The 23,315-nt window shown below is 75.2% G+C and carries 20 protein-coding genes; 4 read left to right on the top strand and 16 right to left on the bottom strand.

Annotation, left to right across the window (positions count from 1 at the left end):
* Window positions 1-27 precede the first annotated feature (27 nt).
* From BMZ16_RS12240 to BMZ16_RS12180, 13 genes are all read right to left on the bottom strand, one after another.
* Complete coding sequence (locus tag BMZ16_RS12240; RefSeq protein WP_089800787.1) at window positions 28-1,143, bottom strand: ABC transporter permease; 1,116 nt, start codon at window positions 1,141-1,143, stop codon at window positions 28-30.
* A complete protein-coding gene (locus BMZ16_RS12235; protein WP_089800785.1) occupies window positions 1,140-2,051 on the bottom strand; it encodes an ABC transporter ATP-binding protein in 912 nt (303 codons plus the stop codon). Before BMZ16_RS12235 ends, BMZ16_RS12240 begins: the two co-directional genes overlap by 4 nt.
* Window positions 2,052-2,176: 125 nt before the next feature.
* On the bottom strand, window positions 2,177-2,836 hold the full coding sequence (locus tag BMZ16_RS12230) for a response regulator (protein ID WP_089800783.1): 660 nt from the start codon (window positions 2,834-2,836) through the stop codon (window positions 2,177-2,179).
* 42 nt (window positions 2,837-2,878) lie between these two features.
* Window positions 2,879-4,294 (bottom strand): sensor histidine kinase, encoded by a 1,416-nt coding sequence (locus BMZ16_RS12225; protein ID WP_255366608.1) that lies wholly within the window; start codon window positions 4,292-4,294, stop codon window positions 2,879-2,881.
* Window positions 4,291-5,226: a 4-(cytidine 5'-diphospho)-2-C-methyl-D-erythritol kinase gene (locus BMZ16_RS12220; protein WP_177199699.1), complete on the bottom strand. Its 936-nt coding sequence runs from the start codon at window positions 5,224-5,226 to the stop codon at window positions 4,291-4,293. Before BMZ16_RS12220 ends, BMZ16_RS12225 begins: the two co-directional genes overlap by 4 nt.
* Window positions 5,226-6,185: a 16S rRNA (adenine(1518)-N(6)/adenine(1519)-N(6))-dimethyltransferase RsmA gene (rsmA, locus tag BMZ16_RS12215; RefSeq protein ID WP_089800779.1), complete on the bottom strand. Its 960-nt coding sequence runs from the start codon at window positions 6,183-6,185 to the stop codon at window positions 5,226-5,228. Before rsmA ends, BMZ16_RS12220 begins: the two co-directional genes overlap by 1 nt.
* A gap of 173 nt (window positions 6,186-6,358) precedes the next feature.
* Window positions 6,359-7,630 carry a resuscitation-promoting factor gene (locus tag BMZ16_RS12210; RefSeq protein ID WP_255366607.1) on the bottom strand — a complete coding sequence of 424 codons (1,272 nt, stop codon included), beginning with the start codon at window positions 7,628-7,630 and terminating at the stop codon, window positions 6,359-6,361.
* A gap of 254 nt (window positions 7,631-7,884) precedes the next feature.
* The gene (locus BMZ16_RS12205; RefSeq protein WP_089800777.1) at window positions 7,885-9,081 is read right to left on the bottom strand and encodes an aggregation-promoting factor C-terminal-like domain-containing protein; all 1,197 of its coding nucleotides are present in this window, start codon (window positions 9,079-9,081) and stop codon (window positions 7,885-7,887) included.
* 148 nt (window positions 9,082-9,229) lie between these two features.
* On the bottom strand, window positions 9,230-10,162 hold the full coding sequence (locus BMZ16_RS12200; protein WP_089800775.1) for a TatD family hydrolase: 933 nt from the start codon (window positions 10,160-10,162) through the stop codon (window positions 9,230-9,232).
* 3 nt (window positions 10,163-10,165) lie between these two features.
* A complete protein-coding gene (gene metG, locus BMZ16_RS12195) occupies window positions 10,166-11,953 on the bottom strand; it encodes a methionine--tRNA ligase (protein ID WP_089800773.1) in 1,788 nt (595 codons plus the stop codon).
* A gap of 10 nt (window positions 11,954-11,963) precedes the next feature.
* On the bottom strand, window positions 11,964-13,124 hold the full coding sequence (locus tag BMZ16_RS12190) for a PH domain-containing protein (protein WP_089800771.1): 1,161 nt from the start codon (window positions 13,122-13,124) through the stop codon (window positions 11,964-11,966).
* Between the two features lie 36 nt (window positions 13,125-13,160).
* A complete protein-coding gene (locus tag BMZ16_RS19305; protein WP_177199684.1) occupies window positions 13,161-13,328 on the bottom strand; it encodes a hypothetical protein in 168 nt (55 codons plus the stop codon).
* Window positions 13,329-13,533: 205 nt separating this feature from the next.
* Window positions 13,534-14,781 carry a PQQ-dependent sugar dehydrogenase gene (locus tag BMZ16_RS12180; RefSeq protein ID WP_255366606.1) on the bottom strand — a complete coding sequence of 416 codons (1,248 nt, stop codon included), beginning with the start codon at window positions 14,779-14,781 and terminating at the stop codon, window positions 13,534-13,536.
* 168 nt (window positions 14,782-14,949) lie between these two features.
* Between BMZ16_RS12180 and BMZ16_RS12175 the strand changes: the two genes are divergently transcribed.
* On the top strand, window positions 14,950-15,534 hold the full coding sequence (locus BMZ16_RS12175; protein ID WP_089800766.1) for an isochorismatase family protein: 585 nt from the start codon (window positions 14,950-14,952) through the stop codon (window positions 15,532-15,534).
* Window positions 15,535-15,577: 43 nt separating this feature from the next.
* Here the strand turns inward: BMZ16_RS12175 and rsmI are convergent, their stop codons facing one another.
* Window positions 15,578-16,426: a 16S rRNA (cytidine(1402)-2'-O)-methyltransferase gene (rsmI, locus tag BMZ16_RS12170; RefSeq protein WP_089801117.1), complete on the bottom strand. Its 849-nt coding sequence runs from the start codon at window positions 16,424-16,426 to the stop codon at window positions 15,578-15,580.
* 205 nt (window positions 16,427-16,631) lie between these two features.
* On the opposite strand from rsmI, the gene BMZ16_RS12165 reads away from it, so the two are divergent.
* Window positions 16,632-18,497, top strand: a complete 1,866-nt coding sequence (locus BMZ16_RS12165; RefSeq protein WP_089800764.1) for a phospholipid carrier-dependent glycosyltransferase — start codon at window positions 16,632-16,634, stop codon at window positions 18,495-18,497.
* Window positions 18,498-18,503: 6 nt separating this feature from the next.
* Here the strand turns inward: BMZ16_RS12165 and BMZ16_RS12160 are convergent, their stop codons facing one another.
* On the bottom strand, window positions 18,504-19,973 hold the full coding sequence (locus BMZ16_RS12160; RefSeq protein WP_089800762.1) for a family 20 glycosylhydrolase: 1,470 nt from the start codon (window positions 19,971-19,973) through the stop codon (window positions 18,504-18,506).
* Window positions 19,974-20,170: 197 nt separating this feature from the next.
* Between BMZ16_RS12160 and BMZ16_RS12155 the strand changes: the two genes are divergently transcribed.
* The gene (locus BMZ16_RS12155) at window positions 20,171-20,437 is read left to right on the top strand and encodes a GlsB/YeaQ/YmgE family stress response membrane protein (protein ID WP_089800760.1); all 267 of its coding nucleotides are present in this window, start codon (window positions 20,171-20,173) and stop codon (window positions 20,435-20,437) included.
* Window positions 20,438-20,540: 103 nt separating this feature from the next.
* On the opposite strand, the gene BMZ16_RS12150 is transcribed toward BMZ16_RS12155, so the two are convergent.
* Window positions 20,541-21,932: a UTP--glucose-1-phosphate uridylyltransferase gene (locus BMZ16_RS12150; protein ID WP_089800758.1), complete on the bottom strand. Its 1,392-nt coding sequence runs from the start codon at window positions 21,930-21,932 to the stop codon at window positions 20,541-20,543.
* Window positions 21,933-22,237: 305 nt separating this feature from the next.
* Between BMZ16_RS12150 and BMZ16_RS12145 the strand changes: the two genes are divergently transcribed.
* Window positions 22,238-23,287 carry a glycoside hydrolase family 6 protein gene (locus tag BMZ16_RS12145; protein ID WP_218143353.1) on the top strand — a complete coding sequence of 350 codons (1,050 nt, stop codon included), beginning with the start codon at window positions 22,238-22,240 and terminating at the stop codon, window positions 23,285-23,287.
* The last annotated feature ends 28 nt before the right edge of the window (window positions 23,288-23,315 follow it).

Here is a 23,315-nt window from a genome sequence, read left to right as displayed (position 1 = left end):
GGTACGCCGCCGGCCTGTCGAAGAGGCTCAGTCGGCGCCCGACCCGGCCAGCACCTCGCGGACCCGGACGCGCCCGCCCATCCGCAGCACCGACCGCTCGTAGATCCGCGCCGCGATCGCGATCACGACCAGGCACGACGCCGCCAGCACCGCCAGCGACAGCAGCGGCTCCCACCACGCCGCCTCGCCGAGGAACAACCGCACCGGCATCCCGACCGGCGCGCTGAACGGCACGTACGACATCACGGTCATCACCGTGGGGTTGTCGTTGAAGAACACCACGAGGAAGTACGGCAGCATGGTCAGCCACATGGCGGGCTGCAGCACCACACCCGTGTCCTCGACGCGCGAGACCAGCGACGCGCTCGCCGCGTACACCGCCGCCAGCAGCACGAACCCGATCGCGAAGAACACCACGAACCAGACCAGCGGCGTGCCGAGCATGGTGAGCAGGCCGTCCTGGCCGGTCACGACCAGCGCGAGGACCGAGACCGCCGCGATCGCCGCCGTCTGCCCCAGCGCGAGCACCGAGTTGCCGAGGATCTTCCCGGCCAGCAGCGCGCGGGCCGGCACCGCCGACAGCAGGAGCTCGACCGTGCGCGTCTGCTTCTCCGTCACGGTGTTCTGCGCGATCGTCGAGCCGAAGCCGATCGCCGACATCATGAAGACCAGGCCGAACGCGAAGGTCACGATGTACCGGACGCCGCCCTCGGCGGCGGCCGGGTCGAGCAGCTCGACGTCCGGCTCGACCGTCAGGGCACCCAGGAGCACCTGCGGCGCCGAGCTCATCGCCACGACCTCGACGCCCAGCGGGCCGTCGCCCGGGACCACCGCGGCGTCCACGTCGCCGGCACGCACCGCCTCGAGGGCGGCAGCGCGGTCCGCGACGTCGCGCACCTCCAGACCCTCCGTCGTCGGCACCTGCCCCGCGACCGACGAGACGACGGCCACCGGCACGTCGTCGCCCGTCCGCCCCGAGAACACCGAGCTCAGGATGATCGCCGCGAGCACCCCCACCAGCAGGACGGCCGTGGAGACGAGGAACGACTTGGTCCGGACCTGCGACGTGATCTCCCGCTCGGCGACCAGCAGCGTGGCACGCCCCAGGGACGGCGGGGTCGGGGCGGACGGACGGGCGCTCATCGGGCCACCTCTTCCAGCTCGGGCTCGTCGGTCACGACGTCGCGGAAGATCTCCGCGAGCGTCGGCCGCAGGGGGGTGAACGCGCGCACCGGTCCGCGCGCCAGGGCGGACGTCAGCACCTGCTGGGCGACGTCCTCCGGGGCCTCGAAGACGGCCGAGCCGCCGGCGAGCTCGTCGACGCGCACCTGCGGGACGTCGCGCAGCCAGCCCATGTCGCCCTCGGCGACGATCTCGTGGCGGGCGGTGCCGAACTGCCGCCGCAGGTCCTCCCGCGTGCCGGCCGCGCGCACCCGGCCCCCGCCGATGATGACGAGGTCGTCGCACAGCCGCTCGACGACGTCGAGCTGGTGCGAGGAGAACAGCACGGGCACACCCTGCGCGGCCCGCTCGGCGAGGACACCCTGCACGACCTCCACGGCCATGGGGTCCAGCCCGGAGAACGGCTCGTCCAGCACCAGCACGTCCGGGTCGTGCACGAGCGCCGCGGCGACCTGCGCCCGCTGCTGGTTGCCCAGCGACAGGCTCTCCACCGGGTCCTTGGCCCGCGCCGACAGGCCCAGCCGCTCGACGAGGGCCTCGGCGCGCTGGGTGGCACCCGGCCTGTCGAACCCGTGCAGCCGCGCCAGGTACGTGAGGTGCTCGACGAGCTGCATCTTGGGGTACAGGCCGCGCTCCTCGGGCATGTAGCCGAACCGGGCGCGCTGCGCACCGTCCACCGGCGCGCCGTCGACCGTCACGGTCCCCGCGTGCGGCGCCAGCACCCCGAGGATGATGCGCATCGTCGTGGTCTTGCCCGCACCGTTGCCGCCGACGAACCCGGTGAGCCGCCCCTGCCCGACCGTGAAGCTCACGTCGTCGAGCACGAGCCGGTCACCGAACGACCGGCTGATCCCGCGCAGCTCGAGCATCGTCCCTCCCTGCCGTTGCCGCGTCCGGGCCTCCCGGACGTCTGCCACCACGGTAGGCAGGGCGCCACCCCGGCGGATCAGGCGCTGGGCCGATCCCGCGTCTCCGTCCCGGGACGGAGACGCGCTCAGCCCGTCAGGCCGTGCTCGTGCGCGTACACGACCGCCTGGACGCGGTCGCGCAGGCCCAGCTTGGCCAGCACGTTGGACACGTGGGTCTTCACGGTGGCCCGGCTGACCACGAGCTCGGCGGCGATCTCGTCGTTGTTGAGCCCGCGCGCGACGAGCGCGAGGACCTCCTGCTCCCGCTCCGTGAGGGGCACGACGGGCTGCACGGCGGACCGTGCCGGAGCACGCTCGCTCACCGCGCGGGCGATGACCGCGCGCGTGACCTCGGGCGACAGCAGGCCCTCGCCCGCGGCCGCGCTGAGCACGGCCTCCGTGAGCTGCTCCGGCCGGGACGTCTTGAGCAGGTAGCCCACGGCGCCGGCACGCAGCGCCTCGACCAGGTAGTCGTCACGGTTGAAGGTCGTGAGGATCACCACCGCCGCCGTCAGCGCCTCGTCCGCGACGATGCGCCGCGTGGCCTCCAACCCGTCCATGTCCGGCATCTGCACGTCCATGCACACGACGTCCGGGCGGGTGGCCCGCACGACGTCGAGCGCCTGCACGCCGGTGCCCGCCTCGCCGACGACGTCGATGCCCGGGTGCGCCGACAGGATCGTGCCGATCCCCGCACGCAGCAGGGCCTGGTCGTCCACGAGCACCACACGCACGGGCGCCGTCATCGCTGTCCTCCGTCGTCCGTGCCGCGACGCGCGTCGCGGTCCTCAGCCATCGTCCCCGGCCCGCGCCACGGCGACCGCCGCCAGCGGCAGACGCACCCGCACCACGAACCCGCCGGACCGGCGCCGGACCGCCTCGAACGTGCCGCCGTCGGCGACCGCGCGCTCCCGCATCCCGATCAGCCCCAGCCCCGTCGACGGCGCGGACGCGGCACGACCGCCCCCGCCGTCGTCGGACACCTCCAGCTCGACCTCCTCGGCCAGCCACCGCAGGCGGACCTCCGCCCGGACGTCCGGACCGGTGTGCTTGCGCACGTTGGTCAGGGCCTCCTGCGCGATGCGGTACAGGTTGAGGGAGGCCAGCGGCGTGAGGCGTCGCGGCTCCCCGACCACCTGGTAGCCGACGTGCGTGCCGGCGGCGCGCACGCGCTCCACCAGGTCCGGCAGGGCGTCGACGTCCAACGAGCCGGTGGGCTCGTCGGGCCCCGGGGTCGCGGGCGCGCGCGTCACCGCCGCCGACGCGTCACCACCGTCGCGCAGCATGCCGAGGATGCCGTGCAGCTCGCGCACCGCGTCCCGCGCGGACTCCTCGACGTGCCCGAGGGCCACGGCCGCCCGGTCGGGGTCCCCGCCGAGCAGCATGCGGGCGGCGGCGGCCTGCACGCCCATGAGGGACACGTGGTGGGCGACGGCGTCGTGCAGCTCGCGCGCCAGCCGCAACCTCTCCAGCGTGACCGCCTGCTGCTCGGCACGGCGACGCTCGAGCACCAGCAGGTGCGTGCGCCACGCGGTGCGGGCCCGCTCGCGCGCCGAGCGCCAGGCGTGCTCGCCGAAGAACCAGGACCCGGCGAAGTACAGGACGTTGGTCAGCAGCTGCAGCAGGGTGAACGCCACGAACGGCGAGAAAGCCCCGACCTGGTCCGGCAGGTCCTGCGCCGTCTCCGGGTCGGTGGCCGCCATGAACAGGGCCACGAGCAGCCACAGGATCATCGCGGCCACCACGACGGCACGGACCAGTGCGGCGCGCCGCCGGTCCGCCTCCCACGCGCCCACGGTGTACATCGCGCAGAACAGCGCGATGTTCGAGATCAGCGTCTCGGGCACCGACAGCGACTGCGCGGTGATGAAGGCGGTGGCGACCACCAGCAGGACGGCCGCGGGCCACCGACGGCGCACGGCGAGCGGCAGCGTGGTGGCCGCGAGCAGCAGCGCCGACACCCAGCCGGGCGCGGGCTCGGTATACATGCCGGAGACCTGCACGAGCACCATGGCGAGCAGCGCCCCGAGGTACAGGCCGCCGGCGAGCATCACGTCCCAGCGCAGCGCGTCGGCGTCCGGCGCCGGGCGCACCCAGCCCCGCTCGTCGGGGTCGGCGGCCTGCCGCGCCTGCAGCCCCGTGGACGGGTCGATCGGCGCGCGCGCCGACTCGACGGTCGCGCGCAGGTCGTGCACCTCGGTCACTCCCCCTGCACCACCCGGGCGCCGGCGACGGGGCCGGTCGCCGTGAGCACACGGTCGGCCACGCCCGACGCGGTGAAGGCGGCCGCCACGGCCAGCGCGTGCTGCCGGCTGCGGGCCAGCGCCGCCACCGTCGGCCCGGAACCCGAGACCACGACACCCAGGGCGCCGGCGTCGGTCGCGACGGCCAGCGGCTCGGTGAGGCCCGGGTCGAGCTCGATCGCGGCACTCTCCAGGTCGTTGTGCAGCGCAGCACCGAGCGCGGCGGCGTCGCCCGCGCGCAGCGCCTGCATGAGCGGGACGTCCTGCTCGTCGTCCGGGGGGACGGCGGTCTCGCCGTGCAGGTCGTCGAAGGCGTCGTAGACGGCCGCGGTCGACAGGCCACGGTCCTGCACCGCGAACGCCCAGTGGAACTCGCCGCGGCTGAGCGCGGGCGTCAGCAGGTGACCACGCCCCTGGCCCACCGCGGTGTGCCCCAGCAGCGAGAACGGCACGTCGGACCCCAGCCCGGCCGCGAGCTCGAGCAGGTCGTCACGGGACAGGCCGGCGTTCCACAGCGCGTCGCACGCCACGAGCGCGGCCGCCGCGTCGGCGGAGCCGCCCGCCATGCCACCGGCCACGGGCACCCCCTTGGCCAGGTGCAGGTGGACGGCCTCGTCGATGCCGGCGCGCTCGGCCACCGCGCGGGCCGCGCGCAGGGCCAGGTTGGACGCGTCGGTGGGCACGGCCTCCGCCTGCGCCCCGCTCACGCTCAGCCCGTACTCGTCGGCGGGCGTCGCGACGACCTCCTCGTACAGGGAGACCGCCTGGAACACCGTCGACACCGGGTGGTAGCCGTCGGCGGCGCGGGGGCCCACGCGCAGCGACAGGTTGACCTTGCCGGGGGCGCGCACACGCACGGCGCGCTCGGGCAGGTCGTCCAGGGGGGTCGGCATCACGGTGCCACTGTGCCAGGTCCGGGCTGCACGGGCTGCGCCGATGCCAGCGCCTCGGCGATCCGCGCGAAGCCCACGACGTCGACCTGCTCACCGCGCGCCTGCGGGTCCAGACCCGCGGCCCGCACGGCGGTCTCGGCCGCGGCCGAGGAGCCCGCGAGCCCGGCGAGCGCGGAGCGCAGCATCTTGCGCCGCTGCGCGAAGGCCGCGTCGACGACCGCGAAGACGTCCTGCCGCCGGACCGTGGCGGCCGGCGGCTCGCGCCGGTCGAGGCGCACCAGCGCCGAGTCCACGTGCGGCGCCGGCCAGAAGACCGCACGCCCCACGGTCGCGGTGCGTCGTGCGGACGCGTACCACGCGACCTTGGCCGACGGCACGCCGTACGTGCGGCTGCCCGGCGGGGCGGCGAGCCGGTCGGCGACCTCGGCCTGCACCATGACCAGGCCCCGCTGCAGCGAGTCGAACCGCTCGAGGAAGGTCAGCAGCACGGGCACCGACACGTTGTAGGGCAGGTTGGCGACCAGCGCGGTGGGCGGCGGCCCGGGCAGCGCGGTCACGGTCAGCGCGTCCTGCGTGACGACGGTCAGGCGCGCCCGCCCGTCGGGGTCCCGGAGCACGACCGTGCGGGCGTCGGGCGTCTCGTCGGCCGCTGCCGGGTCGACGGCGAGGCCGGGGACGTGGGCGGCCACCGTCTGCGGCAGCAACGCCGCGAGCACGGGGTCGATCTCGACGGCCACGACGTCGGCACCGGCCTCGAGCAGCCCCAGCGTGAGGGAGCCCAGGCCCGGGCCGATCTCGACGACGCGCTCGCCCGCGGCCACGTCGGCCTGGCGCACGATCTTGCGGACCGTGCCCGCGTCGAGGACGAAGTTCTGCCCGAGGGTCTTGGTGGGCCGCACACCGGCACGCTGCGCGAGCGCCCGGATCTCCGCAGGCCCGAGCAGGGTGATCGCCGACATGGCCCCCGAGCCTACGTGGCGCGGCGGCGCGGCGAGGACGGCGCGGCGGCGCAGCGAGGACGGCGCGGCGGCGCAGCGAGGACGGCGCGGCGGCGCAGCGAGGACGGCGCGGCGAGAACGGCGACGGACCGCCACCCGCGGGGTGACGGTCCGTCGTCGGGACGAGCCGTTCGTCAGCTGAACAGGTTCTTGCCGCAGTGCGGCCACTGCCCGGCGCCGGCACGGTTGTAGAGCATCTTGGCGCGGGCGGTCTGCTCCTCGGCCGAGGCCTGCGAGGGCAGCCCGGAGCCGCCGACGGCCTGCCAGGTGGCGACCGAGAACTGGTACAGCCCGTGGTACTTGCCGGTCGACGACACCGCGTCGACCCGACCGCCCGACTCGCAGCGGGCGAGCGCCGCCCAGTTGAGCGAGTCGGCGCTGCCGCCGGCCGTGATGGGGCCGGCCGCCGCGGACGAGCCCGACGACGACGGTGCGGGCGCGGACGGACGCGGGGCGGCCGGCGCGACCGGGCGCGCCTTGGTGCCGACGCGGACGACCTCCTCGACGGGCTCCTGCGTGACGTCGCTCAGCGCGACGCGTCGCGACTCCACGCCGTCGACCGTGGTGACGCGCTCGACGATCGAGCGGACGCCCGGCGCGCCGGCCTGGGCGACGACCTTCTCGCCGGTGAAGCGGGTCGGGTCCTCCTCGGTGCGCGAGGTGAACGGCACCTCGGACTGGGTGGTGACGTCCTGCTCGACGACGCGCTGCACGACGACCTGGACGACGTCCTGCTGACCCTGCTGCACGGTGACGCGGTCGAGCGGCTGCACCGTCACGCCGAGGTCCGCCAGCGCCTCGCTGACCGTGGCGTCGCCGTCGGGCACGGGGTGCACGGCCCCGTCCACCAGGACCTCGGCGCGGTCCCCGAGCGCGAGCTCCATCGGCAGGTCGGTGCGCTGGGCGGACCGGGACGCGAGCAGCGCCACCGAGTCGGCCCGCACCGCGAGCGCGTCGAGCGCCTCGTCGGCGGTGAGCGCGGTGGTCCAGACGACCTCCTGGGTGCCGTTCAGCGCGACGAGGATCGCGGACGCGGTCCGCACGACGATCTCCGCGCCGTCGGTGAGGGCACCGCTGTGGGACACGGTGTCGCGCTCGCCGAGCTCGATGCCCTGCGCGTCCAGCAGCCCGTCGACCGAGCCGGCGAAGGTCGAGACGCGGGTGATCTCGCCGTCGACGTCGAGGGCGACGGTCTTGTGCGCCTGCGCGTACGCGGTGCCGCCCGCGGCGACGACGAGCGCGGCGGTGCCGGCGGCCACCAGGGGCCAGCGACGGCGGCCGCGGTGGGTGTGGGGTGCGGCGTCCTGCGGGGCGTCGGGGGTCGCGGCGTGGGCCGCGGGCGGGGTGGGTCCGGTGGGGCGGGCGAAGAACTGCACGAGGCTCCAGGCGTCGTCGATCCCGGGCACGGGGAGACGCGCGGCGCTCGACGACGACGGGCGTCGGGAGCGGCCGCACGACGGAGGGTCCCCGATCCGGCGGTCACGGCGACCCCGGAGGGCCACCGTCGTCGCACCCGGACGGGGATCACCCGTCCGAGCAATAGCGACACGCGACCGTAACGGAATTGTGACCCTGAGTCCAACCCCCAGCGGCAGTGGCGGGGGTCACCCCGCCGAGGCGCAGGGGTGCCGCGCGGCGGCACCGGCCGTGCGGCAGAGGGTCAGTACCAGCCCTTGGCCTGCGAGTGCGCCCACGCGCCGCAGGGGGTGCCGTACCGCCCGGCGATGTACCCCAGACCCCACGAGATCTGCGTCGCCGGGTTGGTCCGCCAGTCCGCACCGGCGGACGCCATCTTCGACCCGGGCAGCGACTGCGGGATGCCGTAGGCGCCGGACGACCGGTTCTCGGCGTTCCAGCGCCAGCCGCTCTCCTTGTTCCACAGCGACAGCAGGCAGGCGAACTGGTCGTCGCCCCAGCCGCGCGCGGCGGCCATCTCCTTGCCCATCGCCTGGGCCGTGCCGGGCTCGACCGCCACGGTCGCCGGGTCGGGCAGCTCCGCGGTGCCCACCCGGACCACCTGGTGCACCGGCGCGACCGTCTCGACCGACGCGAGCACCGAGCGCCCCACGACCACGCCGCCGACCACGTCGAGCGAGTACGTCGTCGTGCGCTGCCCCGCCCGGCCGGCGTTCTTGACGACCTTGTTGCCCTTGACGAGCGTCGGGTCCTCGATCTCCTGCACCTCGAACGGCACCGCCTCGGTCACGGTCTCCCCGGAGGTGACCGCACGCGTCACCAGCACGACGAGCCCGTCGACGGCGGCCGCGTCGAGCGGCACCGACACCTGGTCGGCCTCCTCGAGCACGAGCCCGATCTCGCGCAGCGCGTCGCGCACCGTGGACCCGCTGGTCACCCCGTCGATGACCTGCCCGTCGACCACCAGGTGCACGGTCTTCTGCGTGGAGACCCGCAGCACGTCCCGGCCGACCGCGGCGGAGCGGGACGCCGACAGACGAACACCCTCGCGCAGCCCGAGCTCCTCGACCGCCTCGCCGACCGTCAGGGCGGTGGTCCACACGCTCTGGGGACGCCCGTCGACCTCGACGTCGATCTCGCGGCCGTGCCGCACCACGACCTGCCCGGTGCGTCCGACCGGCTGGTCGAGGCCCGGCGCCACGAGGTCACCCTCGGTCACCTCGATGTCGCCCGCCGCCAGCACGTCGGCGACGGTGCGCCCGAACGTGCGCACGTTCACCTCGGTGCCGTCCACGTCGACCGTGACGTCCTTGTGCATCGCCGCGAACGCGCTGGTGCCGCCCGCGACGAGCGCGAGCACGACGGCCTGCGCGGCGGTGCGTGCGGCCCGGTCGCGCGCACGAGCGGCGCGGCGGCCCGGCACCTGCGGGTGACCGGTCACGGTGTCCTTCGGGTCGGCGGGAGGGGCGCTGCCCTGAAGTTCTTCGGCACCTCGTCGTGCGGCCTTGACGGGTCGCACCCGGGGCGCCGCACAGACCGTAACCGATCCGTGACCCCCGCGACCAGCGGTGGCGCGCAGCCCGCGCGGGTCACCACTCCCCGTAGACGGCCGTCGCCACTGCGCTGACCCGCGCACACACGTCCTCGACGGTGCGTCCGGTCACCTCCGCGACCGTCCGGACCGTGCCCGCCAGCAGGTACGGCGCGTTGGGACGTCCCCGGAAGGGGTGAACGGTGAGGTAGGGCGCGTCCGTCTCGACCAGCACCAGGGAGGCGGGCAGCTCCCGCAGCGCCGCGCGCAGGTCCTCGTTGGCCGGGAACGACACCGGGCCCGCGAACGAGCAGAACCAGCCCTCCTGCGCGCACACCCGCGCCAGGTCGGGCCCGCCGGAGAAGCAGTGGAACACCGTGCGCTCCGGGGCGCCGTCGCGGCGCAGCACGTCCACCACCTCGTCGTGGGCGTCCCGGTCGTGGATCTGCAGCGCCAGGCCCAGCTCCTTGGCCAGGGCGACGTGCGCCCGGAACGCCTCGCGCTGCACCGCACGGCCCCGCTCCCCCGCACGGAAGAAGTCGAGGCCGGTCTCGCCGATGGCACGCACCCGGGGGTTGTCCCGGGCGACCGCCGCGACCGCCGCCAGGGCGTCGTCGAGCGGGACGTCGTGGTGCGGCTGCGGGTCGGGGTCCAGCCCGTCCGGCGCGACCTCGCGGACGCCGGCGTGCAGGACCGCCTCGTTGGGGTGGATCGCGACGGCCCCGAGCAGCGCCGGATGCTCGCGCACCACGGCGTCCGTCCACGCGACGGCCTCCAGGTCGCACCCGACCTGCACCATGCGCGTCACGCCGACCTGCGCCGCGCGCGCGAGGTGCGCGGCCAGGTCCGGGTGCGCCGCGGCGTCCGCCGGGTCCCAGCCCTCGGCCCGCCACCCGACGACCGACTCGAGGTGCGTGTGGTCGTCGACGACGGGCGACGGCAGCGGCTCCGGCGACGGGGGCCAGCCCGTCTCCCGCTTCCTGCGCGCCACGCCTCAGCCCTGCCGCAGGCGCTCGAGCTCCTCCTCGACGATCGCGTCGTCGAGCTTGGTGAAGACCGGCGTCGGCTTGTCGACCTTGGTGCCCGGCACGATCGCCTTCGGCTGCCACGTCCCGCGCACCGCCGTGTAGTCGCCCGTGATGACCGGGTAGTGGCGCGAGTCGTCGTCGAGGTCCGTGACCTCCTCGATGCGCGGCTGCGGCGAGAACGTCCCCGTGCCGCCCAGCGCCTCGTGCACCGCCTGCGCGCTGTGCGGCAGGAACGGCGCGAGCAGGGTGTTGAGGTCGCTGACCGCCTGGGTCGTGGTGTGCAGCACGGTGGCCAGACGGTCCGGGTCCGTCTTGAGCTTCCACGGCTCGGTCTCCGAGACGTACCGGTTGGCCTCGCCGACCACGCGCATGACCTCCTGCAGCGCCTGCCGCTGCCGGTGCGCGCCGACGAGCTCACCGACACGGCCGAAGGCCGTCGTGACCTCGGCGACGAGCGCCTCGTCGACGGGGTGCCGCTGCCCGGGCGCGGGGATCTCGCCGAAGTTCTTGTGGACCATGCTCGCGGTGCGGTTGACCAGGTTGCCCCAGCCCGCGACGAGCTCGTCGTTGGTGCGGCGCTTGAACTCCGCCCACGTGAAGTCGACGTCCTGCGTCTCCGGCCCCGCGACCGAGATGTAGTAGCGCAGGGCGTCCGGCTGGTACCGCGCGAGCATGTCGCGCACCAGGATCACGCGGCCCCGCGACGTCGAGAACTGCTTGCCCTCGACGTTGAGGAACTCGCTCGAGACGACCTCGGTCGGCAGGTTCAGCGAGCCGTACGCACCGGGGGCGCCGCCGCGCGCGCCCTTGCCGTCGTAGCCCAGCAGCTCCGCCGGCCAGATCTGGGAGTGGAACGTGATGTTGTCCTTGCCCATGAAGTAGTACGACAGGGCCTCGGGGTCGTTCCACCACTGCCGCCACGCGTCCGGGTCGCCGCTGCGGCGCGCCCACTCGATCGACGCCGACAGGTACCCGATGACGGCGTCGAACCACACGTACAGGCGCTTGGTCGGGTTGTCCTCCCAGCCCTCCAGCGGCACGGGGATGCCCCAGTCGATGTCGCGCGTCATGGCGCGCGGCCGTACGTCGTCGAGCAGGTTGAGCGAGAACTTCAGGACGTTGGGGCGCCACGCGGTGCGCGTGCGCAGCCAGTCGCCCAGCGCGTCGACGAACGCCGGCAGGTCGAGGAAGAAGTGGTTCGACTCGACGAACCTCGGCGTCTCCCCGTTGATCTTGCTCGTGGGGTTGATGAGCTCGATCGCGTCGAGCTGGTTGCCGCAGTTGTCGCACTGGTCGCCGCGCGCGCCGTCGTACCCGCAGATGGGGCAGGTGCCCTCGATGTACCGGTCCGGCAGGGTGCGCCCCGTGGACGGGCTCACCGCGCCCATCGTCGTGCGCTCGACCATGTACCCGTTCTTGTGGACGGTGCGGAACATCTCCTGCACCACCGCGTAGTGGTTGCGGGTCGTGGTCCGGGTGAACAGGTCGTACGACAGGCCCAGCTGCGTGAGGTCCTCGACGATGACGCGGTTGTACCGGTCCGCGAGCTCCTGCGCGCTGACGCCCTCCTTGTCGGCCTGCACGAGGATCGGCGTGCCGTGCTCGTCGGTGCCCGAGACCATCAGCACGTCGTGCCCCGCCATGCGCATGTACCGGCTGAAGACGTCCGACGGGATGCCGAAGCCGGCGACGTGACCGATGTGGCGGGGGCCGTTCGCGTAGGGCCACGCGACGGCGGACAGGATGCGGGACATGGCCACGATCCTAGGTGCGACCGCCCCCGGGGTTGCCCTCGATATCGGGTGCGGGACCCGCCGGCGGCGTCGACGGGTCCGGCGAGGGCTGCGCCGGGGTGTCCTCGGACCAGCCGCGACGGCCCAGGTCGACGAACGTCCCGGTGGGCTCGGACACGTCCCAGGACCGCTGCTCGGCCTCCTCCTCGTCCAGCCGCAGCGCCTCCTCGCCGGCGATCGCCTCCGCCTCGAGCGCCGTGCCGTCCGCGGCGGCCTCCGCGAGCGTCGGCGGCAGGCGACGCGCCGGCTCCGCGTCCTCCGGCGACGTGACGTCCGGGTCGTCCGTCTCGTCGGGGGTGCGCAGGCGCAGCGGCCGGGTGTCGTCGGGCTCGAACGGGTCCTCCCGCGACGGCCACACGACGACGGGCTCCACCCAGCGCGGCGGGGCCCCCTCCTCGGGGGCACCGGGGACGTCCGGCGCGGCGGGCCGCACCCCGGACGGGGTACCGGACCGGGTACCGGACGGTGCCTGCGCCGGGGCGTCCGCCAGGGCGACCCCTCCCTCGGGTCGGGGTACGCGGCGGGCCGGCGGCACGGCCGGCGGCCTGCCCTCGGGGCGCCGACGGGCGCGCGGGGCCGGTCCTCCGTCGTCCTCACCGTCGGACGCCGGCGCCGTCACGGGGGTGAAGATCAGCGCGCACAGGTCGCGGTACGTCGCGTCCGGGCGCGCCACCCACCCGATCTGCCGCAGTGCCTGGTCCTGCCCCGCGGACTCGAGCAGGAACTGCCCGTAGCCCAGCATCTGGCCCAGCACGGACCGCGAGTAGCGCATGTCCGTGACCTTCATCAACGGCATCATGCCGATCTGGTGGGTGACCAGGCCGGTCAGCAGCAGCATCCGCTTGTCGGTGGCGACGAACCACTCGACGCGCCACACCAGCAGGTACCAGGCGAACCGGGCCAGGGCTGCCAGCCACAGCCACCACACCACCAGGGCACCGTCCCCCACCCGGGGCTGCAGCACCGCGGTCAGCCAGCCGCACACCGCGAACACCGCGAGCGTCGTCGCCGCCGGCTCGAGCAGCTTGGCCCAGTGCCGACGCGTCGCGAGCACCACCCGCTCCCCCGGCAGCACGTAGCGCCGCAGCAGGCGGTGCGACATGACGATGCGCGTCGCGTGGTCGGCCGTCACGTCGCCACCCCCGTCACGTCGTCACCCCGCGCGCCGTCAGGACGACAGGTCGTCGAAGAACCGGGCGAACCCGGAGAACGCGCCGTACACGAAGTCCCAGATCGAGCGCACCACGTCCGCCGCCTGCTCGGGGTTCGTCACCACGGCGTAGAGCAGGAAGATCACGACGATCCAGATGAGGATGCTCTTGGCCCTCGCCGGCATGGTGGGCTCCTCCGTGTCGCTCGTCGTCACGTCGTGCTGGGGTCACCGCCGCCGTCGTCGCCGGGTCGGTCACCGGTGCCGCGGGTGCGGCCACCGGACGGCGCACACAGTACCGATCGGGACGTTCCGCCCGAACAGCACACGCCGGGACACGCCGGACTCTCCGCCGTCTCTCATGTTCTGCGCGGTCTCGCGCGCGGACGGGTCAGCCGACCGTGACGCGCAGGACCCGGTCGTCGCCCGCGACCGGGTCGCCCCGGCCGTCCGTGTTGCCGGTCAGCACCCACAGCGAGCCGTCGGGCGCGACCTCGACGGCCCGCAGCCGGCCGTACGCGTCGGCCAGCAGCGGTTGCGGGTCCCCGACCCCCGCCGCGTCCGCCGCCGGGTCGGCGAGGACCGCGGGGTCGACGGGGCGCAGCGGCACCCGCCAGAGCGTGCGGCCCCGCAGGCCGGCGACGTACACCCCCTCGTCGGTCACGGCGATCCCCGACGGTGACGCGTCCGACGTCGGCCACACCGCCACCGGGTCGGCGAACCCCTGCGCCGCCCCGCCGCGGCCCTCCACGGTCGGCCACCCGTGGTCCGCGCCCGCGCGCAGCACGTTGAGCTCGTCCCACGTGTCCTGACCGAACTCGGAGGCGAACACGCGCCCGTCCGGCGCCCACGCGATGCCCTGGACGTTGCGGTGCCCGCGCGTCCACACCGGCGACGTCGGGTCCGGGTTGCCCGGGGCGGGTGCGCCGTCCGCGGTCACCCGCAGCACCTTGCCGCCCAGGCTGTCCCGGTCCGGGGCGAGCCCGGTCTCGTACGTGTCCCCCGTGGTGACGTACAGGTACCCGTCCGGCCCGAAGGCCAGCCGTCCCCCGTTGTGGTTGCGCCCGCGCGGGATCCGCTCGACCACCACGCGCGCCGGCCCGAGCACCGTGCCGTCGAGCGTCGCGCGCAGGACCCGGTTGTCCTGCGCGGACGTCAGGTGGACGACCACGTCGACGGGTCCGCCCGCCGACCCCGGGACGACCGCGACGCCCAGCAGGCCGCCCTCCCCCTGCGCCACGGTCGCGTCCGCGATCGCGTCGGCGCCCGGACCCGTCACGTCCACGACCGCCCCGTCCGCCCCGACGAGGACGAGGCGCGCGGCGTCCCGCAGCGTGACCAGGGCACGGCCGTCGGGCAGGAACGCCAGGCCCCACGGCACGTCCAGGCCGGTGGCGACGTCCTGCACCGACGTGACGGCGACGGTCGGGACGTCACGGACCGCCCCGGGCGCCCGCGGCGACGCGGGCGGCGACGCGGGCGACGCGACGACGGGCGGGGTGGCGGGCGCGGACGGGGTGGCGGGTGCGGACGAGGGCGGCTCCCCGGTGCAGGCCGCGAGCGCGAGGGCGAGCACGACCGGCAGCGCCGCGGCGACGGCGCGCCCCGCGGCCGTCCGCGCGGGACCGCGGCGTCGCACCGCACCGGCTCGTCGCACCGCACCGGCTCGTCGCACCGCACCGGCTCGTCGCACCGCACCGTGTCGCCGCACCGCACCGCCCGCGTCCATCGCCCCACTGTGCCGGGCCGCGCCGCGTCGTGCAGCGCCGCGGGCCCGTCAGGGGCGAGGATGTCGCTCATGACTGACATGACGGGGACCCCGCGGCGCGCACTGCTCGTCGTGGACGTGCAGCCGACCTTCTGCGAGGGCGGGGCGCTGGCGGTGACCGGCGGCGACGCCGTCGCCCGGGCGATCGCGGAGTACGCGGCCGCGCACCGGGACCGGTACGACCTGGTCGTGACGACGCAGGACTGGCACGTCGACCCGGGCGCGCACTTCTCCGCGACGCCCGACTACGTCGACACCTGGCCCCCGCACGCCGTCGCCGGCACCGCCGAGGCAGAGCTCCACCCCGCGCTGGCGGACCTGCGCCCGGACGTCGGCGTGCGCAAGGGCGAGTACGCGGCGGCGTACTCCGGCTTCGAGGGCGTCGACGCCGACGGCCGACCGCTGGCCGACGTGCTGCGGGAGGCGGGCGTGAGCGACGTCGACGTGGTCGGCATCGCCGAGTCGCACTGCGTGCGCGCCACGGCGGTCGACGCGCTGACCCTCGGCCTGCGGACCCGCGTGCTGACGGACCTCACCGTCCCGGTGACCCCCGAGCAGGGCGCCGCCGCGCGCGCGGCGATGGCGGCCGCGGGAGCCGAGCTCGTGGACTCCGACCTGCTCTGAGGCCGACGGGCCACCGCGCCGGGCCCGACGTCGGGCCCCGTCGTCAGGGGGTACGGGAGGCGAGGGCAGCGGCGTAGAGGTCCCGCTTGGGCACGCCCGTCGCCTCGGCGACCTCCGCGACGACGGTCTTGAGCCGCTCACCGCCGTCCACGCGCGCCAGCACCTCCGGCACCAGCTCCTCGACCCCACGGGGACCGCCCTGCGGCGCGCCGCCGACGACCAGCACGACCTCGCCACGCACCTCACCGGCGTGCGCCCACGCCGCCAGCTCGGCCAACGGACCGCGGCGCACCTCCTCGTACGTCTTGGTCAGCTCCCGGCACACGGCCCCCGGCCGCTCGGGCCCGAACGCCTCGACCAGGGCGTCGAGCGCCTCGGCGACCCGGTGCGGCGCCTCGAAGAGGACGATCGTGCGGCGCTCGCCGGCGAGGGCGGCCAGGGCGCGCGCCCGGTCCCCGGCGCGGCGCGGCAGGAACCCCTCGAAGCAGAACCGGTCGGTCGGCAGGCCGGACAGCGCGAGGGCCGCGAGCACGGCGCTGGGGCCGGGCGCCACCGTGACCGGCAGCCCGGCAGCGACCGCCGCCTGCACCGCCCGGAAGCCCGGGTCCGACACGGTCGGCATGCCGGCGTCGGTCACGACCAGGACGGTTCCGCCCGCCGCGACGACGTCGAGCAGCTCGTCGGACCGCCCCGACTCGTTGTGCTCGTGGTGGCTGACGACCCGCCCGCCGATGGTCACCCCGAGGCGTGCCGCCAGCGCACGGGTGCGGCGCGTGTCCTCCGCCGCGACGACGTCCGCCTCCGCCAGCAGACGCCGCAGCCGCACCGACGCGTCCTCCGCGTCGCCGATGGGCGTGGCCGCCAGCACCAGCGCGCCCTGCCCGGGTCGCAGCGAGCGGGCGGGCGCGACGGTCGGCCCGGTGGCGGCCGGCTCGTCCGCGGGCGCGGCCGGCTCGTCCGCGGGCGCGGTCGGGACGTCCGCGGCGGCGGGGTGGGGCGGGGGTGCGGCGGCGGGCGTCGGGGTCACCGGACCAGCCTGCCACCACGACCCGGGGACGCCCGGAACGCCCCGGTCCGGGTACCTCTACGATGGCCCGGTGCCGACCGACGACGACGACACCGCACGCGCGCCCCAGGGCCGGGGACCGAGCCCGCACGCCGCCGCCGCGGACACGCTCCCCACCGCGTCGGAGACCGGGACGGACCCCGCCACGCCGGACGGCTCGCCCGCGCGGACGACCGGGAACGAGCCGGGGACGACGACCACGCCCGAGCCCGCGACCGGCACCGATCCCCGCGGCACCGACGCCACCGGCACGGCCCCCCGGGCGGCCGTCGACGTCGACGCCGACGTCGAGCCGAACGGGCCGCGGCTGCTGCGTCGCCTGCTCGGGGCCGACACGCTCGCCCTGGACGCGACGCCCCGCGCGCGCCTGCACGGCTGGCTGTGGGCGCTGGGCGTCACCGCCCTCGCGGGCTTCCTGCGGCTGTGGGACCTGGGCCGTCCCCACCGGCTCGTCTTCGACGAGACCTACTACGTCAAGGACGCGTACTCGCTGCTCGTCCACGGCTACGAGGCCACGTGGGTCGGGGAGTCCAACCCGCAGTTCGAGGCCGGCGACACGAGCGTGCTCAACGCGGACCCGGCGTACGTCGTCCACCCGCCCGTCGGGAAGTGGATGATCGCCCTGGGCATCCAGCTGGGCGGCGGCGTCGAGAGCTCCGTGGCGTGGCGGCTGGCGGCGGCGGTCTGCGGGACGCTCGCGGTGCTGATGATCGCCCGCATCGCGCGGCGCCTGTTCGCGTCGACCGCGCTGGGCACGGTCGCGGGCCTCTTCCTCGCGCTCGACGGCCAGGCGATCGTCCAGTCACGCATCAGCCTGCTGGACCCGTTCCTCATGTTCTTCGCGCTCGCCGCGTTCGGCTGCCTGCTGCTGGACCGGGAGCAGGCCCGGCGGCGTCTGGCGGTGCGCACGGCCGCGGTCCTCGACGCCGGCGGTCCGCTGCGCTGGGGCCCCGGTCTCGGCTGGCGCTGGTGGCGCCTCGCGGCGGGGGTGCTGCTGGGCCTGGCGATCGGCACCAAGTGGTCGGGCCTGTACTTCCTCGCCGTGTTCGGCCTGCTCACCGTGCTGTGGGACGCCACCGCGCGCCGCAGCGCCGGCGTGCGGCCCTGGGTGCGCGCGACCCTGGTCAAGGACGCGGTCGTCGCCTTCCTCGTCATGGTCCCCACGGCGGCAGCGACGTACGTCGCGTCGTGGGCAGGCTGGTTCGCCACCGACAACGGGTGGAACCGCCACTGGGCGGAGGCGAACCCGGGCCAGGGCGTGCAGTGGCTGCCCCCGGCGCTGCGCTCGCTGCTCGCGTACCACCAGGACATGTGGCGGTACCACACCACCCTGGAGACCCCGCACGGCTACGCCGCCGGACCGCTGGGCTGGATCGTGCAGTGGCGGCCGACGTCGTTCTGGTACCCCACCGAGGTGTCCGGCCTGACCGGTGAGGCCGCGGAGCGGGCGTGCGGTGCCACCTCCTGCTCCCAGGCGATCGTCTCCGTCGGCAACCCCGTCATCTGGTGGGCGGGGGCGGCCGCGGTCCTGGTGGCGCTGTTCTGGCTGGTCCGCTACCGCGACTGGCGCGCCGGTGCGGTGCTGTCCGGGCTGGTCGCCGGCTGGCTGCCGTGGTTCGCCTACATGCACCGCACGATCTTCACGTTCTACAGCGTCGCGTTCGTGCCGTGGGTCGTCCTCACGCTCGTCTACGTGCTGGGGCTGCTGGTCGGACCACCGGTCGAGGCCGACGGCACCGCGCGGGAGGTCCGCGCACGGCGCTGGACCGTCGCCGCCGTCGGGGTGTTCGTGGCCGTGGTCGTGGGCGTCGGGCTGTTCTTCTACCCGGTCTGGTCGGCCTGGGTCATCCCGTGGGAGCAGTGGCACATGCGGATGTGGCTCCCCACCTGGATCTGACGGACGTCAGTCGTCCCAGGTGCCCTGCGGGGTGCGGTGCCACGCCAGGCCGGTCCGGTCCCAGTGCCGGCCGTGCGCCCGCAGCCGCCGCACCAGGTCGTCGTAGTCGCGGTGCTCGGGCGCGCTCCACGCGACCTCGGCGACGGCGGCGAGCCGCGGCAGCAGCATCGTCGTCAAGTCGTCCAGGGTCCGCAGCGTCTCGGTCCAGAGCGCGGCCTCGACGCCGACCACCGCCTCGGGCGGCAGCCCCTCCACCAGCTCCGCGGGCTCCCACTCGTAGGCGTCCCGCAGCTCGACGAAGCCGGCCCACTCCTGACCGAGCGGGAACCCGGGCCCGTACCGCATGTCCAGGTAGACCCGCGGCGCCGGCGACAGCAGGATCCGCGCGCCGGCGCGCGCGGCCGCGACGAACGGCTCGGCGTCGCCCCGGGTGTCCCAGTACTGCACGACCGTCCCGGCCGGCAGGTCGGGCACGCTCGCCACCTCCTGCCACCCGACCACGCGCTTGCCGTGCGCGGTCACCGCCGCGGCCGCCGCGCGCACCAGGCGCGCGTACTCGTCCCGATCCATCGTCAGGACCTCGTCGCCGCCGATGTGCACGTGGCTGCCCGGGGTCATCTCCGCCAGGTCACCGAAGACGTCGATGAGGAACTCGTGCGTGGCCGGCAGGTCGTCGTGCAGCCGGGAGAAGCCGACGTCGGTGCCGAGGTACTCCGCCGCGGGCTGCCCGTCCGGGTTGAGCTCGCCGTACGCGTGCAGCGCCGCGTTGACGTGACCGGGCACGTCGATCTCCGGGACCACGCGGATGGCACGCGCCCGGGCGAACGCCAGGATCTCGTCCCAGTCCGCCGCCGCGTAGTGGCCGCCCGGGTCGCCGTCGACCGAGTGCGCGCTGGAGCGTCGGACCAGCTCGGGCCGCGACGGCACGTCGAGGCGCCACGCCTGGTCGTCGGTCAGGTGCAGGTGCAGCACGTTGAGCTTGTAGTGGCCCATCAGCCCCATGACGACCTTGAGGTCCGCCACGCTGACGAAGTGCCGGGCCACGTCCAGCGACAGGCCTCGCCACGGGTACCGCGGCGCGTCCTCGATGTGGACGGCGGCGACCTCGACGCCCCCGTCGGGACGCTCGCGCAGCAGCTGGCGCAACGTCACCACCGCGTGCACGAGGCCGTCGGTCGTCCGTGCCTCCAGCCGCACCCGCCCGTCGCCCACGACGACGCGGTAGGTCTCCGGCCCCGGCGGCAGGTCCGTCACCAGCCGCATGCGCACGACCCCGGGCGCGTCCGGCCCGGCGTAGCGGATCTCCACGGCCCGGCCGCTGACGCGGCCCAGCAGGTCCGCGGTCAGCACGGCGACGGGCACCAGCTGTTCGTCGGCGTCGACGACGACTGTCGTCGAGCCCGTGATGACGTACGGCTCGCCGGCCGAGGGCCGGACGACGAGCGGTGCGGGCACCACCGTGATCGGGTCGGACACGGCTCTCCTCGAGGTCGGTGGACGGGACCCCCGGTCGAACCTACCCGGGACCGCGCCGTCCGGTGCCCGATTCGCGCCGGATGGGGCCGCACCGGACGGACCCGGCGGGGGGAACCACCGAGTCGGGAGGCGGGTTCGTCCGGGTTGCCCTAAGTTCCTCGCAGACCGGTCAACGGTCCTGACACCGAGGAGTGGACATGGGTTTCGGCGGAATCATCAGCGCCATCGTCGTCGGCGCCATCATCGGCGCTCTCGGCCGCCTCGTCGTGCGCGGCAAGCAGAACATCTCGATCCTGGTGACGATCATCATCGGGATCGTGGCCGCGCTCATCGGCACGTGGCTCGCGCAGATCATCGGCGTCGAGGTCACCGACGGGATCGACTGGATCGAGATCCTGCTGCAGGTCGTCGTCGCGGCTCTCTTCGTCGTCGTCTACACGAACTGGGCCGGCAAGCGCCGCTGACCAGCGGCCGACCAGCACCGACGCGAGGGCCGGCACCACGGCGCAGGACGCCGGGTGCCGGCCCTCGGGCGTGCAGGGTGCCCGCGCGGGGTGAGCGTGCCGGTCAGGCGTGGACCGCGTCCGCGGCGGCGTCCGCGACCAGCGTGGCGCCGTCGGGGACGGTGCCGCCCTCCCCGCTCAGCTCCGCGTCACCCACGACCGCGACGTCCCGGCCCAGGCGCCAGTCCCCCCGGACCCGCAGCGCCGTGGCGCCCCGCAGCGACGGCACGTGCGGCACGCGGGCGTCGAACTCGCCCACGAGCGCGTAGTACGCCGGGTCCAGGTCGACGAACGGCGCGTCGACGACGGCGACGAGCCGGTGGGCGTCGTCCTCCTCGTAGACGTCGGAGCGCAGGACGAGCAGGTCGTTCGTCGTCTTGACGGGCAGGAAGCGCTCACGCCCGACCTCCAGGACGGCCGCGCCGTCGAAGACCTCGATCGCGGCACCCATGGCGGACTCGATCTGCACGACCTTCGGGGACGTCTTGTCCGTCGGGTCGACGTGCTTCTCGTTGCGGATCAGCGGCAGGTCCAGGACACCGCCGGTGCGCTCCAGCTCCGCGGACAGCGCCTCGAGGTCCAGCCACAGGTTGTTCGTGTTGAAGTAGGCGTGCCTCGCGATGTCGGCCGCGGCCTCGGCGTCGTCCGGCGTGGTCTGCGCGGACTCCCGCAGCACGATCCGCCCGTCGGAGCGGCGCACCACGAGGTGACCGCCCTTGCGGTCCGCGGGCGTGCGCCGCGCGACCTCGGCCGCGAACGGGGCACCCGACGCGGCGAACCAGCCGGCGACCCGCGCGTCGGGCGTCGCCCCGAGGTTGTCGGAGTTGGAGACGGACGCGTACCGGAAGCCGGCGGCGAGCAGGGCGTCCAGCACACCGGACGCGTACAGCGCCGGGTACAGGTCGCCGTGCCCGGGCGGGCACCACTCGAGCGTGGGGTCGGCGTCCCACGTCACGGGCGTCAGGCCGTCGACCAGGAGCTTGGGCTCGCGGTTCTGCAGGAAGTCCAGCGGCACCCCGTCGACGGCGAGCCGCGGGTGCGCGGCGAGCGCCGCGAGGCTGTCGTCCCGGGTGCGGAACGAGTTCATGAGCACCAGCGGGAGCCGCGCCCCCGTCGCCTCCCGCGCCGCGAGCACCTGGTCGGCGATCACGTCGAGGAACGTGCGGCTGCCGCGCACGGGCAGCAGCGACTTGGCACGGTCCATGCCCATCGAGGTGCCGAGCCCGCCGTTGAGCTTGATGACGGCGGTGCGCGCGAGGGCGTCCGCGGCCGCCGCGTCGTCGACCTCGAGGTCGTCGAGGTGCGGGACGTCGGTGAGGGGGTCGACGTCCGACTCGCGGACGATCCCCGTGCTCCCCGACTCCAGGAGTCCGTGGAACCGGGTGAACACGTCGACGGCAGCGGCGGGGACGCCGGCGTCACGCATCTTCTGCTGGGCGAGATCGAGACCGGTCATGCGCCGACGTTAGCGGCGAACCGGTCGCGGACCGCGGTGACGCCGCTCACACCGGTGCCGTCGTCGACGTGCCGCCTCCTCGCCGTCCACGGCCGTTCACCGGACGACGACAGGGCCGCCCCGGGTACGCTCGCGGGCGGCTGCTGCGCACCCCGCCGCACCGCGGTGTGAGCACCGTCACCGTCCCCCGCCGCCGGGAACGCCGCGCTTCGCACGGAACGCCCGGGGATCGCTCACCCGCACCGGACCGCGAGGACCCGCCCTGCGCGAGCCGATAGAGGAGGGACCCCGACGAGGAGCCCCCCATGTCTTCCCCTGCGCCCACCGCCCCTGCCACCACCCGCCGGCTGCCGCGTGCCGTCGCGGCCGCCGGCGCCGTCCTGGCGACCGCGTGCGTCCTGCTGCCCCTGCCCGCGGCCGCCGCACCCGCCACGGGACCGGCCACCGTCGGACCCGCGCAGGCCCACCGCACCGTCCTGCAGGACCGTCCCGCCTACGTCGACCCCGCGTCCGACGCCGCGACGGCGGCCCGCACGGCCCGCGCGGCAGGACGCACGGGCGACGCCCGACTCCTCGAGAAGGCGGCGGCGCAGGGCACGGCACGCTGGCTGGGGCCCGTCGACGGCACGGCGCGCGTCCGTGCGTACGCCCAGGCCGCCGTCGCGGCGGGTGCGACGCCGGTCGTCGTGACCTACGCGATCCCCGACCGCGACTGCGGCAACCACTCGGCCGGGGGCTTCACCACGCCCGCGGAGTACCGCGCATGGGTCGACGCCGTGGCCGCGGGCCTGGCGGGTGCGCGCGCCGTCGTCGTGGTCGAGCCCGACGCGCTGCTGCACCTCGACCGCTGCGGCGACCGCGAGGCCCGCCTGGCGATGCTGCGCCACTCGGTGGACGCGTTCGCGGCCGCGGGCGCCGAGGTCTACCTCGACGGCGCGTCGAGCAACAGCTTCGGCTGGAGCGCCCGCCACCTGGCGGACATCGCCCAGCGGCTGCGTGACGCCGGGGTCGACCGGGCAGCCGGGTTCGCCGTCAACACGTCGAACTTCCAGACCGACGCGCAGGAGGTGGCGTACGGCGACCGGCTGTCCGCGCTGGTCGGCGGCGCGACCTTCGTCGTGGACACGTCCCGCAACGGCAACGGCCCGCTGGCCGGGCCGAACGGCACGGTGTGGTGCAACCCTGAGGGCCGGGCCCTCGGCAACCCGCCGCGCGCCACGGGCACCGGCCCGCACGTCGCCGACCTGTGGCTGAAGACCCCGGGCCGGTCCGACGGCACCTGCAACGGCGGCCCCGCCGCCGGACGCTTCTGGGAGGCGTACCTGCTGGGGCTGGCCGCCCGGGCCGCCTGGTAGCCCCGGACACCTGGTAGCCCCGGACACG

The organism is Cellulomonas sp. KH9 (genome assembly GCF_900114185.1).
GTDB lineage: Bacteria > Actinomycetota > Actinomycetes > Actinomycetales > Cellulomonadaceae > Cellulomonas.
Note: the sequence above shows the minus strand (reverse complement) of the source record. Positions and strands in the feature narration are given on the sequence as shown.

Coding starts and splice junctions, on each gene's coding strand:
- BMZ16_RS12240 (WP_089800787.1), bottom strand. CDS start 1,143: ATGAGCGCCCGTCCGTCCGCCCCGACCCCGCCGTCCCTGGGGCGTGCC.
- rsmA (WP_089800779.1), bottom strand. CDS start 6,185: ATGTCGGCGATCACCCTGCTCGGGCCTGCGGAGATCCGGGCGCTCGCG.
- metG (WP_089800773.1), bottom strand. CDS start 11,953: ATGTCCCGCATCCTGTCCGCCGTCGCGTGGCCCTACGCGAACGGCCCC.
- BMZ16_RS19305 (WP_177199684.1), bottom strand. CDS start 13,328: ATGCCGGCGAGGGCCAAGAGCATCCTCATCTGGATCGTCGTGATCTTC.
- BMZ16_RS12150 (WP_089800758.1), bottom strand. CDS start 21,932: ATGACCGGTCTCGATCTCGCCCAGCAGAAGATGCGTGACGCCGGCGTC.
- BMZ16_RS12235 (WP_089800785.1), bottom strand. CDS start 2,051: ATGCTCGAGCTGCGCGGGATCAGCCGGTCGTTCGGTGACCGGCTCGTG.
- BMZ16_RS12220 (WP_177199699.1), bottom strand. CDS start 5,226: ATGCCGACCCCCCTGGACGACCTGCCCGAGCGCGCCGTGCGTGTGCGC.
- BMZ16_RS12155 (WP_089800760.1), top strand. CDS start 20,171: ATGGGTTTCGGCGGAATCATCAGCGCCATCGTCGTCGGCGCCATCATC.
- BMZ16_RS12145 (WP_218143353.1), top strand. CDS start 22,238: ATGTCTTCCCCTGCGCCCACCGCCCCTGCCACCACCCGCCGGCTGCCG.
- BMZ16_RS12230 (WP_089800783.1), bottom strand. CDS start 2,836: ATGACGGCGCCCGTGCGTGTGGTGCTCGTGGACGACCAGGCCCTGCTG.
- BMZ16_RS12175 (WP_089800766.1), top strand. CDS start 14,950: ATGACGGGGACCCCGCGGCGCGCACTGCTCGTCGTGGACGTGCAGCCG.